General features: G+C 65.6%; 14 protein-coding genes. 13 read left to right on the forward strand and 1 reads right to left on the reverse strand.

Features of this window, described 5'->3' with window-relative positions; genetic code table 11:
• The first annotated feature begins 2 nt into the window (after positions 1 to 2).
• The 12 genes from QZ656_RS17670 to QZ656_RS17725 all read left to right on the forward strand — a co-directional run bounded on the left by QZ656_RS17670 (position 3) and on the right by QZ656_RS17725 (position 10219).
• On the forward strand, positions 3 to 659 hold the full coding sequence (locus QZ656_RS17670) for an energy-coupling factor ABC transporter permease (RefSeq protein WP_291994624.1): 657 nt from the start codon (positions 3 to 5) through the stop codon (positions 657 to 659).
• Positions 660 to 661: 2 nt separating this feature from the next.
• A complete protein-coding gene (cobM, locus tag QZ656_RS17675) occupies positions 662 to 1438 on the forward strand; it encodes a precorrin-4 C(11)-methyltransferase (protein ID WP_291994625.1) in 777 nt (258 codons plus the stop codon).
• Between the two features lie 6 nt (positions 1439 to 1444).
• On the forward strand, positions 1445 to 2353 hold the full coding sequence (locus QZ656_RS17680; RefSeq protein ID WP_291994626.1) for a sirohydrochlorin chelatase: 909 nt from the start codon (positions 1445 to 1447) through the stop codon (positions 2351 to 2353).
• Between the two features lie 6 nt (positions 2354 to 2359).
• On the forward strand, positions 2360 to 3034 hold the full coding sequence (locus QZ656_RS17685) for a precorrin-8X methylmutase (RefSeq protein WP_291994627.1): 675 nt from the start codon (positions 2360 to 2362) through the stop codon (positions 3032 to 3034).
• Positions 3031 to 4197 carry a cobalt-precorrin-5B (C(1))-methyltransferase gene (locus QZ656_RS17690; RefSeq protein ID WP_291994628.1) on the forward strand — a complete coding sequence of 389 codons (1167 nt, stop codon included), beginning with the start codon at positions 3031 to 3033 and terminating at the stop codon, positions 4195 to 4197. Before QZ656_RS17685 ends, QZ656_RS17690 begins: the two co-directional genes overlap by 4 nt.
• Positions 4184 to 5488: a precorrin-6y C5,15-methyltransferase (decarboxylating) subunit CbiE gene (cbiE, locus tag QZ656_RS17695; RefSeq protein ID WP_291994629.1), complete on the forward strand. Its 1305-nt coding sequence runs from the start codon at positions 4184 to 4186 to the stop codon at positions 5486 to 5488. Before QZ656_RS17690 ends, cbiE begins: the two co-directional genes overlap by 14 nt.
• On the forward strand, positions 5467 to 6261 hold the full coding sequence (gene cobI / locus QZ656_RS17700; protein ID WP_291994630.1) for a precorrin-2 C(20)-methyltransferase: 795 nt from the start codon (positions 5467 to 5469) through the stop codon (positions 6259 to 6261). Before cbiE ends, cobI begins: the two co-directional genes overlap by 22 nt.
• Entirely contained in the window at positions 6258 to 7001 is a 744-nt protein-coding gene (locus QZ656_RS17705) for a cobalamin biosynthesis central domain-containing protein (RefSeq protein WP_291994631.1), read from the forward strand. The genes cobI and QZ656_RS17705 overlap by 4 nt, the downstream gene beginning before the upstream one ends.
• Entirely contained in the window at positions 6998 to 7459 is a 462-nt protein-coding gene (locus QZ656_RS17710) for a cobalamin biosynthesis protein (RefSeq protein ID WP_291994632.1), read from the forward strand. Before QZ656_RS17705 ends, QZ656_RS17710 begins: the two co-directional genes overlap by 4 nt.
• Positions 7446 to 8396, forward strand: coding sequence for a precorrin-3B C(17)-methyltransferase (gene cobJ, locus QZ656_RS17715; protein WP_291994633.1), 951 nt, complete (start codon positions 7446 to 7448; stop codon positions 8394 to 8396). Before QZ656_RS17710 ends, cobJ begins: the two co-directional genes overlap by 14 nt.
• 148 nt (positions 8397 to 8544) lie before the next feature.
• Complete coding sequence (locus tag QZ656_RS24175) at positions 8545 to 8676, forward strand: hypothetical protein (protein WP_366522188.1); 132 nt, start codon at positions 8545 to 8547, stop codon at positions 8674 to 8676.
• Between the two features lie 157 nt (positions 8677 to 8833).
• Entirely contained in the window at positions 8834 to 10219 is a 1386-nt protein-coding gene (locus QZ656_RS17725) for an SEC-C metal-binding domain-containing protein (protein ID WP_291994634.1), read from the forward strand.
• A gap of 42 nt (positions 10220 to 10261) precedes the next feature.
• Here QZ656_RS17725 and QZ656_RS17730 read toward each other — a convergent pair whose 3' ends face one another.
• On the reverse strand, positions 10262 to 10771 hold the full coding sequence (locus QZ656_RS17730) for a zinc ribbon domain-containing protein (RefSeq protein ID WP_291994635.1): 510 nt from the start codon (positions 10769 to 10771) through the stop codon (positions 10262 to 10264).
• A gap of 159 nt (positions 10772 to 10930) precedes the next feature.
• Between QZ656_RS17730 and QZ656_RS17735 the strand changes: the two genes are divergently transcribed.
• The gene (locus QZ656_RS17735; protein ID WP_291994636.1) at positions 10931 to 13093 is read left to right on the forward strand and encodes an ABC transporter substrate-binding protein; all 2163 of its coding nucleotides are present in this window, start codon (positions 10931 to 10933) and stop codon (positions 13091 to 13093) included.
• The last annotated feature ends 12 nt before the right edge of the window (positions 13094 to 13105 follow it).

The following is a 13105-nucleotide window of genomic DNA, read 5'->3' on the forward strand; positions in this document are numbered from 1 at the left end:
CCATGCATATCGAACCCGGAATCATCGCCCCGGCCAAAGTCGCGCTGGCCAATGTCGCCGCCGCTGGCGTCGTCGCCTACTACGCCAGGGATCTGCTCAAACGACCCGCAGACATCGTCCGGGCAGCGCTCGCGGCGCTGTTCTTCTCATTGTTCATGCAGGGTTTGCACGTCAAGGTGGGCCCCTCGGAATTGCACTTCGTCGGCGCCATGGCGATCTACCTGACCCTCGGCTTTGTGCCGACGCTGCTCGGTTTCGCGGCCGGCCTGCTGCTCCAGGGCGTGCTCTTCGAACCGACCGATCTGCCGCAGCTGGCGGTCAACTCGCTGTCGCTGATCGTGCCGCTGATCGCCGTCCACTTCGGCGTCGGTCGTCAGCTGCGTGCGGCCATGTCCGGCCGGGTCGTCAGCTGGGGGGCGATCGTCAAGCTGGATGCCCTGTACTACTCCGGCGTCACCGCCATGGTCGGCTTCTGGCTGCTCACCGCCGAGGTCGCGACGCCGCTCGCCGCCTGGGCGTCGTTTGCCAGTTCCTACCTGCTGATCGTCATCTGCGAGCCCTTGTTTACGCTGGCTGTCGTTCGTCTTCTCAAGCGCCACGAGAACAAGCGCCTGATCGCCGCCTGCTTCAACGTCCAGTCGCTCAAGCTGGCGAACTGAAGATGGGCAAGGTGTGGTTCGTTGGCGCGGGTCCGGGCGACCCCGACTTGATCACGGTCAAGGGCCGCGATCTGATCGCCCGCGCCGGGGCGATTCTTTTCGCCGGCTCGCTGGTCTCGGAGGCCGCCATGCGCTGGGCGCCGGCGGGCTGCGCGATCGCCGATTCCAAGGACATGGCGCTGGCGGAAATCACCGCCTGGCTGATCGAGCAGGCCCGCACCCAGGCCGTCGTCATTCGCCTGCAGACCGGTGACCCGGCGCTGTTTGGCGCCTTGGTCGAGGTGACGCAGCCGCTTGACGCCGCCGGTATCGAGGTCGGCGTGGTGCCGGGCGTCTCGTCGGCGATGGCCGCGGCGGCCGCCGCCGTCGAGACGCTTACCTTGCCCGAGGTCACCCAGACGGTGATCCTGACCCGCGTTGCCGGCCGCACGCCGATGCCGGAAGGCGAAGCGCTGCAGGAACTCGCGCAGCACCACTGCACGCTGTGCGTGTTTCTGTCGATCACGCTCCTGCAGCAGGTCGTCGAGGACCTGCGCGCCGCCGGTTGGCGCGAAGACGCGGCGATCCTGGTGGTCCATAAGGCGAGCTGGCCGGGTGAGGAAAAGATCATCCGCGGGACGCTCGCCGACATCCGCGACAAGTGTCGTGCGCAGAAGATCGCCAGCCAGGCGATGATCATCGCCAGTCCGGCGCTCGGCGCGCGGCACTGGCCACAACTGAAGAAATCGAAACTTTACGACGCAACTTTCACGCACCGCTTTCGCCGGGCATCGGAGTAAAACGAGATGGATGGTTCGACCACATTGCTGCTTGCCGCGCACGGCTCCCGCCACCCCGACGGCAACGACGAGATCCGCCGCTTCGCTGTCGAGTGGCGGCAGCGGCATCCCGACTGGCGGATCGAGGTGTGCTTCATCGAGCACGCCGACGTGCTGCTCGCCGAGGGTCTGCAGCGCGCGGCAAGGGGGACCCGCCGGGTGCTGGTCATTCCCTTGATCCTCAACGCCGCCGGCCACGTCAAGATGGAGTTGCCGGCGGCGATCGACGCCGCTCGTGCCACTCATCCGGAGGTCACTTTTCACTGTGCCCGCCATCTCGGCATGGGCCGCGAGGTGTTTGCCGTGCTGCAGGGGCAGCTCGCGCAACTGATGAAATCGCTGGCCATGCCGGATCCGCAAACCACTGGCGTGATCCTGCTCGGCCGCGGGTCGTCCGACGCCGGTGCCAACGGCGAACTGGCCAAGCTGGCGCGCTGGCTGTTCGAGGCCAACGAGCACGAACTGGTCGAACTGGCGTTTACCGGCGTCACCTGGCCACGCCTGGAAAGCGTCGTTCAGCGGCAGGTACGGCTGGGAATGACGCAGCTCTGCATCGTCCCGGTCTATCTGTTCAACGGCGTCCTCGTCGAGCGGATCAAGGCGCAGGTCGAACGGCTGCAGAAGCAGTATCCACAGATCGCTTTTGCGGCCGGCAGCTACTTCGGTTTCGATCAGGGCGTCTTCGACCTGCTCGATGCCCGCGTCGGCGGCCGCGACCTGGCCAGCGGCGCACTGCTTGAATGTGACGGTTGCAAGTACCGCCAGGCCGCCGAGGCCGAGCACCTGCACGACCACAGCCACACCGTCACGATCGCCAGCGTTCACGCTCATGCGCATGACGAAGGCCACGACGACCACCAGCACGCCCATATCTGAGCCGCCATGACTGCCCACAACATTACCGAGCAACTGACCGCCAGCGGCCGCGCCATCGAGCACGGTTCTTTCGCCATCATCGACGCCGAAGTCGGGCCGCACGACTACACCGCCGAACAGTGGCCACTGGTGCGCCGGATGATCCACGCCAATGCCGATTTCGAGTTCAACGGCCTAACCGTCTTTCACCCACAGGCGATGGTCGCCGGTCTGGCGGCGGTGCTCAAGGGTGGCACGCCGATCGTCACCGACGTCGAGATGATCTGTACCGGCTTGTCGAGGCCGCGTCTGCAGCACTTCGCGCTGTATACCCGGCACTACATTTCCGATCCGGACGTCATCGAGCTGGCGCACGCCGAGACTACGACGCGGGCCGTGCAGGCGATGCGCAAGGCACAGCGCGAGGGTCAGCTCGATGGCGCCATCGTCGGCATCGGCAATGCGCCGACAGCGCTGATCGAAGTCGTGCGCCTGATTCGTGAGGAGGGTGTCCGTCCGGCACTGGTGATCGGCATGCCGGTCGGTTTTGTCTCGGCGGCCGAGTCGAAGGACTTGCTGATGAACGTCGACGACGTCCCCTGGGTCGCCATCCGCGGCCGCAAGGGCGGCTCGACGCTGGTCGTCGCGGCGATTCACGCGCTGCTTTCCTTCGCCGAAAACGAACAGCAACGGCTGGCATGAGCGACACCGCGGAAGTTCTCGCTCCGGCCAAGCTGCGCAAGTCCGCGACGCGTCGTCAGCGTGGCAACCGTACCGGTTTCAGCACCGGCGCGTGCTCGGCGGCGGCGGCACGCGCGGCGACGCTCGGCCTCCTTACCGGGCAGGTTCCCGAGCACGTCCTGTGCCGGCTGGCCAATGGCCAGGAGGTGTGCTTCGCGGTGATCGCTGCCAGCGTTGTCGGCGAAGGCCTGCAGCGCCGCGCCTGCGCGGCGATCGTCAAGGATGCCGGTGACGATCCCGACGTGACGCACGGCGCGCAGCTGACCGCCGCCGTGCAGCTGTTGCCGGAGCGTGCCGGCGAGATCGAGCTGTGTGGCGGCCCCGGCGTCGGCACGGTCACTCGCGAGGGCCTCGGGCTGCTGCTTGGCGGGCCGGCGATCAACCCGGTACCGCAGCGCAATATTCGCGACAACGTGCGGGCGGCCGCTGGCGAGCTGCTGGCGCACGACGGGCTGCGGGTGACGATCTCGGTTCCGGGCGGTGAGGAGATGGCCAAAAAGACGCTCAACGCGCGTCTTGGAATTCTCGGTGGCATTTCGATTCTCGGTACCACCGGCATCGTCCGTCCGTACTCGACCGCCGCCTTTCGCGCCAGTGTCGTCCAGGGCGTCGAGGTGGCCGCCAGGCAGGGCCAGCGCAGCGTCGTGTTCACCACCGGTGGGCGCAGCGAGAAGTTCGCCATGCGCCAGTTGGGCGAACTCGACGAAAGCTGCTTCGTGCAGATGGGCGACTTCGTCAAGGCGGCATTCCTGGCCGCGGTCAAGCAGGGTATGCAGCACGTCTTTGTCGGCGCGATGGTCGGCAAGCTGACCAAGATGTGCCAGGGCCTGGCGGTGACGCACGCCTGGAAGGCAGAGATCGACCGCGACGTACTCGCCGAGTCGGCACACGCGGTCGGCGCGCCGGCAGACCTCGTCGAGGCCATCCGCAACGCTGAAACTGGCCGTTTCGCCGCTGAACGCCTGGCGACGCAGGGACTCGCTGAAGCTTTCCATCGGGCGCTGGCGATTCGCGCCATCCGTAGTCTCAAGGCCTGCTACCCCGGTAGCTATCGCCTGACCGTACTGGTCTGCGATTTCGAAGGCCGTTTCATCGTTCGTGTGGAGGAAAATGAAGCCCTGTGAACCCTGCGCCGTGATCGGCATTCTCGACGACGGCTGGGCCGGCTTGTCGGAGAGCGCGCGCCAGCGCTTGCTCGCCGCCAGGCTGGTGATCGGTGCCGCGCGCACGCTTGCCCTGGTGCGCCCGCAGCTGCCGACGGACTGCCAGCTGCAGGACATGGACGCGGCCATCAAGCAGGTGCCGGAGTGGATCGCGGCGGCGCGCGCCGATGGCCGATCGGTCGCCGTTCTGGCCACCGGTGACCCGCTCTGTCACGGCATCGCGCCGCTGCTGATCGGCAAGCTTGGCGCCGCGCAGATCGAGGTTCTGCCGGCGCCGTCGACCGTCCAACTGCTTTGTGCGCGCCTCGGCAAGCCCTGGCAAAACCTGCGCATTGCCTCGTGTCACGGTGCCGACGCCGGCGAGTGGTGGCCTGGCGCGTCGCCCGCGCATGGCCTCTACCGCGTGCTGCGGGCAATCGCCCTGCAGCCGCTGGTGGCGGTGTTTACGGGTGCCGAGAACACGCCGGCGCGGCTGGCGCGCGCGCTGCTCAGCGCCGGCCACGCTGCGGATCTCAAAGTGTCGGTGGCTTGCCGCCTGCTGCTGCCGGACGAGCAGATCTTTCCCGATTTGCCGCTCGCCGAGGTGGCCGAGCGCGAGTTTCCCGAGCCGAACGTGCTGCTGGTCGAAAGGGTGCTGCCCAGCGCGACGGCAGTGCTTGGCCGCGAAGACCACGAGTACGTGCAGCGGGCGCCGGAAAAAGGCTTGATTACCAAGCAGGAGGCGCGCGTGCTGTCACTTGCCAAGCTGCGCCTGGCGGCCGACGCCATCGTCTGGGACATTGGCGCCGGTTCCGGTGCGGTCGGGCTGGAAGCGGCGGCGCTGGCTCCCCTGGGGCACGTCTGGGCCATCGAAAAGAATGCCGGCGACGCCGCCAACGCGCGCGCCAACGCCGTTCGCTTCCGCGCCAGCAACTACACGCTGGTCGAAGGCCGGGCGCCGGCTCATCTCGATAGCTGGCCCGACCCCGATGCGGTGTTCATTGGTGGCTCGGGCGGCGAACTCGCCGAGCTGATCGAACGCATTCTTGGCCGCCTGAAGCCGGCTGGCCGCCTGGTGATGAACTTCGTCACCCTCGAAAACCTGGCTACCGCCACCCGCGTGCTGGCGGCGAGCGGTGTGCCCTGGGAGCTGGTGCAGCTGCAGGCGAGTCGCAGCCAGCCGATTCTCGACATGCACCGGCTGGCCGCCCAGAACCCGGTGTGGATCCTCACTGCAAGAAAGGAAGAAGAATGCCCCGCTACGGAAAACTGATCGGCGCCTCACTCGGCCCCGGCGACCCCGAATTGATCACTCGCCGCGCCTGGGCGGTTCTGCAGTCCGGTGCACGCTGGCTGTACCCGGTGAAAAAGGCCGAGGACGACTCGTACGCACTGGCCATCGTCGCGCGTGGCGGTATCGCCGTGCCGGACGACGCCGAGCAACTGGTCTTTCCGATGACCCGTGACGCCGAGATTCTCGGCAAGGCGTGGGCCCGCGCTGCGCTGCGCACGGTCGAGCTGCTCGCCGAAGGTCGCGACCTGGTGTTCCTGGTCGAAGGCGACGCGTCGACTTTTTCCACCTTTGGTCACCTTGCCCGCGTCGTCCGCGAACTGGCACCCGAGGTGGTCGTCGAGACGATCGCCGGCGTCAGTTCGTTCGCCGCTGCCGCGGCGAGCACCGGCAGCACGCTGGCCGAGGAAGATGAAACGCTGGCGGTGATTCCGGCGGCCTACGGCGTCGGCGTCATCGATCACCTGCTCGACGAGTTCGATACCGTCGTCCTGCTCAAGGTCAAGCCGCTGCTCGACGAAGTCATCGAGCTGCTGGAGCGGCGTGGCTTGCTCGACAGCACCTGTTTTGTCGAGAAGGTCGGCGCGCCCGACGAGCGTATCGTTCGCGACATCGCCAGCCTGAAAGGCGAGAAAGCCAATTACCTGTCGCTGATGCTGGTCCATAACCCGAAGCGCGTGCGCGGCGAATTGCGTCGCGGTTGCCGAACGCGCAAGGAAGCATTGGCAGTGGCGCCGGCAGCCGAGGCGGCATGAAGGTCGCTGTCGTCGCCATTACCCGGCACGGCATTGCCCTGGCCGGCAAGGTTGTCGCGGCACTGCCCGGGGCCTCCTTGTTCGCCCCGGAGAAATTTCGCGCCGAGGCCGCGAGCGCTGCGCCGGCAAGCGCGCAGTGCTACAGCGGCAAGGTCGGCGAGCAGGTGCCGGCGCTGTTCGCCGCTTTCGACGCGATCGTCGCGATCGTCTCGCTGGGCGCTGTCGTCCGCCTGATCGCGCCGCATCTGGGCAACAAGGAAAGCGACCCGGCGGTTGTCGTAGTGGATGAGGCCGGTCGCTTTGCCATCCCGGTGCTCTCGGGGCATGTCGGCGGCGCCAACGCTCTCGCCGGCCACCTGGCGACCGCGCTGGCGGCGACGGCCGTGCTGACCACCGCCTCGGACGCCCGCCAGACGCTGGCCGTCGATCTCCTCGGTCGCGAACTCGGCTGGAAGATCGAGGCGACGCACGCCGCAATCGTTCGCGTCAGCGCCGCGGTGGTCAACGACGAGCCGGTGGCGGTGGTCCAGGAAGACGGCAGCGGCGACTGGTGGACGCGCCACGCCAACGGCCGCAGTGGCCCGCTGCCGGCGACGTTGCAACGCTTTGCGCGCCTCGAAGACGTCGATCCCGAGCGCTTCGCGGCGCTGCTCTGGATCAGCCAGCGGGCGATGCCAGCCGACTATGCGGCGCGGCTGGCCGGCAAGGTGGTCGTTTACCGGCCGGGCGACGCGCCGTGAAATGTGCTCCGGGCAGCGAAAAGCCGCTGCAGTTGGCGCTGGCGATTGGCCTCGGCTGCGACCGCGGCACGCCGGCGGCGACCATCAGCGAGGCCATCGGCGAAGCGCTGGCGGCCTGCGGCGGACAGCCGTCGGACGTCCGCGCGGTGGCCAGCATCGACCTCAAGGCCGACGAAGACGGCTTGCTGCAGGCGCTCAGGGAATACGGTTGGCGCGCCCATTTTTACCCGGCCGCCGAGCTCGCGGCCGTTGATGTTCCCAATCCCTCGGAAACGGTACGCCGGTATACCGGCTCTCCGTCGGTTTCAGAAGCCGCTGCTTTGCTCGCCGCCGGCAGCGACAAGGCCGACCTGATCGTCGAAAAACACAAGCGGCGCGGCCCCGATGGCCGTAACGCCACCGTTTCCATCGCCCGTATTCACCTATCAGAACCCATGAGCGCCAATGAACGCCACTGACCCCATCCAGAAAGCAGGAAAAATCATCCTCGTCGGCTTCGGCCCCGGGGCGCACGAACAGATGAGCTTGCGCGCGCGCGCGGCCATCGCCGAGGCCGACGTCGTCATCGGCTACGCCACCTACATCAGGCTGGTGAAAGACCTGCTCGAGGGCAAGTTGGTCATCCGCAAGGGCATGACCGAAGAACTCGATCGCTGCAACGAAGCCTGGGAACATGCCCGCCAGGGCAAGGTCGCGGCGGTCATTTCGTCGGGCGACATCGGTGTGTACGGGATGGCCGGTCCGACCTACGAGGTCCTGCTGCAAGCGGGCTGGCGCCCCGGTTCGGGAATCGAAGTCGAGGTCGTTCCCGGCGCGACGGCGCTGTCGGCGTGTGCGGCGCTGGTCGGCGCGCCGCTGACGCACGACTTCTGCTCGATCTCGCTCTCCGACCTGCTGACGCCATGGCCGGTCATCGCCCGCCGCCTGAACGCGGCGGCGCACGCCGATTTCGTCGTCGCCCTGTATAACCCGAAGAGCGGCCGGCGCACCGGCCAGATCGTCGAGGCGCAGCGCATCCTGCTGCGCCATCGCGCGCCTGCGACGCCGGTGGCGGTGGTCAAGTCGGCGTACCGCAAGAAGCAGGCGATCCAGCTGACGACGCTGGCGCAAATGGCCGAGTGCGAGATCGGCATGCTGACCACCGTACTGATTGGTAACAGCAGCACTTTCGTTCAGGAAGGCCTGATGATCACTCCGCGTGGCTATGCCAACAAATACGACCGGCTCGGTGGCGAGACGCTGGCCGGCGAGCGGGCGGGTCGTTCGCTGAGTCTCGGACTCGAAGGCTGGCAAACCGACGTGCGCGAGCGTCTGGCGCTGGGCCAGAGCCGCGACGAAATTGCCCGCTTTTTCGATCTGCCGGTCGCTGAAATCGACGCGGTAGGCGGCGGGTAGCCGCAATGACGATGCCGATTACTGACGTGGAGTGGGCGGGGCAGAGCTTGCAGTTCGCAATCGGTGGTGGCTGATCCTGGCGGGGTAGTGCCTCTGGCTTCTGATTTCAAACTGTCCTATTCTCGCAGTCAATGACCTGCGGCCAGGCATGATCGAGATGGACAAGTCTGTTGGCGGCCTGACCCGGCGCACCGTACATTTTTCGCCACGCGCCACCAAAGATACCGAGCTTGCCGTCAAAGGGATTCTTGACGGGCTGAGCAACGCGTTGGCAAGATGAGAGCGGATACAGGGCAACGGCTTCGGCAATTCGCGCTGAACTACCGGTCGCTCCGCACCGGGCGGAATCGAAAGGCGGGCGACCGTGCCGGTGCCAGCGACAAAGAACCCCGCTGCACGGCGGGCAAGGAATTACGAGAGAGGGTGGAGTTCAGCAAATGACCGACAAGATTGGCCGAAACGATCCCTGCCCATGCGGCAGCGGCAAGAAATACAAGCAGTGCTGCGCAAACAGCCCTGCAGACTTCGTTGAACCCGCAAGGAAAGGTCACGCAGGAGGGGTGGAGCGCGCCATTGAGTGGCTCACGAACAAACATCGTAAAGCGGTCGGCGCGGCCATTGGAGGAATGCTCTACGATGAATTGAGCGAAGAGGAACATGATGCGCTTCTAGCTCAGGATCAGGAGACGCAGACCAGCATTCAACTCAACGCTACGGAATGGCTGTTGGCCGAAGGCCAGATTCTCGTTCATGGTGAGTACAGGAGGGTAGCGGAATACTTGCTGGGGCACGGTGGGCCGCTATTCACGGTGGATCAGCGCGCCTGGATCGTGCAGATGGCGGAGCGCCCGTTGCGCTTGTACGACATTACGGACGTCACGCCGAATCAGCAGCTGACGCTATGCGATTCGCTCGACACTGAAGCGTCGCCGATCATCGTGCGTGAGAAGTCCGGTAGCAAAGCGTCGATGCTCGGAATACAAATGGGCGCTCGGATCATGAAGCTTGATGGTCACTACGAGCTGTCTGGTGCGGCCTACCCGTTTTCGCCTCTTGCCGGGTCGCTCGTTGTTGAGGAATTGCGCGCGGCCAGAGATTGCTTCGATGGGCCAGCGGAAGACCTGCCGGGCATCCTGAGTTTCATCATTCGACGCCAGTGGCTCGCACAATTCTGTGCTCCCATGCCGATGCCAGCTTTCATTGACGCCTACTCGGGCGAGCCCATGTTGCTGATTACGGACCATTATCGCGTCAGGGACTGGACCGCCTTGACGCACTGCCTGTCTGCCCAGAGCGACCTTGACGGTGACCGCGAGTCCGTTTGGGATCGTCTCATCGACTGCAAAGACGGGCAGACACGCTCGGTGGCGACGATCAACGTCGAGAACGGTGCCGACAAGATCACGGTGTTCTACAAAACGCAGCGCTACGCCGATGAAGGTCGCCTCTGGTTCGAGTCCGCTGCTGGCAAGGCGGTTCTATTCGTGTCTCGCGAGTTGTCCGACCCGGCGGGACTGCTGCGCAACATGCCTGTCGGTCAACGCGTGCAGCCCGCCGACGCTGGCCTCGATATGTCGCCGGAGGCTCTCGCCGAAATGATCGAAGAAACACTCCGGCGGATGTACGCCAAGTGGCCCGACGAGCCCATTCCCGCGCTCGCCAACAAAACCCCCCGGCAGGCGATCAACACGGCGACGGGGCTGGAGCGTGTGAAGGGCCTGATACGCATGTATGAGGCCGGCGAAAAGCGGCAAGCGGCAGAGCAGGGCCGACGCACAATTTCATTCGACTTTCTCTGGCAGGCGCTGGGAATTTCTCGGTAGTGTCGCAAGCACGCCATACACGATCGGCGCCGATCTTGCTGGTCACGAATTTTGGGCAAAGGTCAGGCCTGGCGTCTCAGTTGTAGTGACAGGCGCCCGGACCATCAGGGTGGCCGCAACTTTCGCAGGGGCCAGGCAGGTCGGCCGCTCGTGGAGCCGAACCGGTGACGGCGGCAAAGTCGACAGCTTCTTGTGCAGGTCGCTGCTGTGGCAATCCGGGCACGCCGGTGCTGGCGACGACTGACGTACCAGCTTTTCGAACTCCTTGCCGCAGGCGGAGCACGCGTATTCGTAGATGGGCATGATTTGGATTCTCCTGAATGCACCGTAGTGTAATTTCGTTCGCTGCGCGTAGCGTGAATTTGTCCCCGGTATTTTGACCCGGCTCTGGCTGGAATGCTGGCATGTTGAAGCAGATTCCGCCGCCGCTCTGATTCCCCTCATTGAATCCGGCTTGCTGGCATCAAAGCTCTCCATCGAACATTCGTCGGCCACCAGGAGGCCGCATTCGAGGGGATTGTCGGCGTTGCGCTTGAACTGACCAATGCTCATGCCTCCAGCAAGCGGTGGATCGTCTTGGCTTCCGGGCCGGTCGACTCGGGCGCTTGGCCGCTCGTCCGGTAGGCGCGCACAGCAGTGGTTTGACTGACGATCAACCGTATCGGTAGCCGGGCAGCCAAAAGCGTCGGCGTTCGCGGTAAACTGCCTCCCATGTCGCTTATCCGCCTTGCCCTGCTGTCGCTGTTGCTGCTCGTCTCGGCGTGCAGCAGCGAGCAGAACGATCCCTACCCGAAGTCCGAACGCGGCCAGAACATCCTCTATTCGGCGTTTACCGACCGCCCCAAGCACCTCGATCCGGTGCAGTCGTACAGCGAGGACGAGATCACCTTCACCGCGCAGATCTACGAGCCACCGCTGCAGTACGACTATCTGAAGCGGCCGTATACGCTGATTCCGGCGACCAGCGAGGCGGTGCCGGTGGCACGCTATTACGATGCCCAGGGCCGCGAGCTGCCGGCCGACGCGCCGACCGCCGATATTGCGACCAGCGTTTACGAGATTCGCATCCGTCCGGGTATCCGCTATCAGCCGCATCCGGCTTTCGCCACCGACGCGACCGGGCAGCCGCTCTATGGCGATCTCGATGCCGAGAAATTGCGCGGCATCGAGCAGATCGCCGATTTCGCCGAGACCGGCAGCCGCGAGCTGGTCGCCGACGACTATATCTACCAGATCAAGCGCCTGGCGCACCCGCGGCTGCACTCGCCGATCTTCAGCATGATGGGCGAGCGGATCGTCGGCTTGCGCGAACTCGGGACGACGCTGCACGAGGCCGCCCGGGAGTTGCCGGCAGGTGCCTGGCTCGATCTCGATCGTTTTCCACTGGCCGGCGTCAGCCGCGTCGATCGCTACACCTACCGCATCGAGTTGCGCGGCAAGTACCCGCAGTTTCCCTACTGGCTGGCGATGCCCTTCTTTGCGCCGGTGCCGCGCGAGGTCGACCGCTTCTACAGCATGCCCGGGATGGCCGAGAAGAACCTGACGCTCGACTGGTACCCGGTCGGCACCGGGCCGTTCATGCTCACCCGCAACGACCCGAACAGCCGCATGGTGCTCGAGCGCAACCCGAACTTCCACGGCGAGACCTACCCCTGCGTCGGCGAGCCGGGCGACGAGGCGGCCGGCCTGCTCGCCGACTGCGGCAAGCCCTTGCCGTTCATCGACAAAGCGGTTTTCGCGCGCGAGAAGGAAGCGATTCCGTACTGGAACAAGTTCCTGCAGGGCTATTACGACGCTTCGGGGATCTCGTCGGACAGCTTCGACCAGGCGGTGCGGCTTGGCGGCAGCGGCGACGTGCAGCTCACCGACGAGATGCGCCAGAAGGGGATCAGGCTGCTGACCAGCGTCAAGCCGTCGGTTTTCTACATGGGTTTCAATATGCTCGACCCGGTCGTCGGCGGCATGACGCCGGCGGCGATCAAGCTGCGCCAGGCCTTGTCGATCGCCATCGACCAGGAGGAGTTCATCTCGATCTTCATGAACGGCCGCGGCATCGCCGCGACCAGCCCGCTGCCGCCCGGGATTTTCGGCTATCTGGAGGGCCAGGCGGGCAGCAACCCGGTGGTCTACGACTGGGTCGACGGGCGCGCGCGGCGCAAGCCGATCGAGGTCGCCAGGAAGCTGCTGGCCGAAGCCGGCTGGCCGAACGGTCGCCACGCGGTCAGCGGCGAACCGCTGGTGCTCAGCCTCGACACCACCAGCGGCGGCATGGGCGACAAGTCGCGGCTCGACTGGCTGACGCGGCAGTTCGCCAAGCTCGACGTGCAGCTGGTCGTCCGCTCGACCGACTTCAACCGCTTCCAGGAGAAGATCCGCAAGGGCGCGGTGCAACTCTATTACCTCGGCTGGAACGCCGATTATCCCGACCCGGAGAACTTCCTGTTCCTGCTCGCCGGCTCCGAGGGCAAGGTCGCGGTGGCCGGCGAAAACGCCTCGAATTACGTCAACCCGGAGTTCGACCGCTTGTTCGAGAAGATGAAGAACATGGAGAGCGACGGCCCGCGCGGCGCCGAGCGGCTGGCGATCATCCGCCAGGCGATCGCGATCCTGCAGCACGATGCGCCGTGGATCTTCGGTTTTCATCCAAAGAGCTACACGCTCGGCCACGACTGGCTGCACAACCGCAAATCGACCGACGTCGGCAACAATACCCTGAAGTACCAGCGCATCGACGTCGGCCGCCGCGAGCGCTTGCGGCGCGAGTGGAACGAACCCGTGCTGTGGCCACTGCTGGCGGTGGTCGTTCTGCTGGTGGCGGTGATCCTGCCAGCAGCGATTGGCTATCGCCGTCGCGAGCGCGGCACGGCCCGCTGATGTGGCGCTCGA

Source organism: Candidatus Accumulibacter sp. ACC003, assembly GCF_907163085.1.
In the GTDB taxonomy this organism is placed as follows: Bacteria; Pseudomonadota; Gammaproteobacteria; order Burkholderiales; family Rhodocyclaceae; genus Accumulibacter.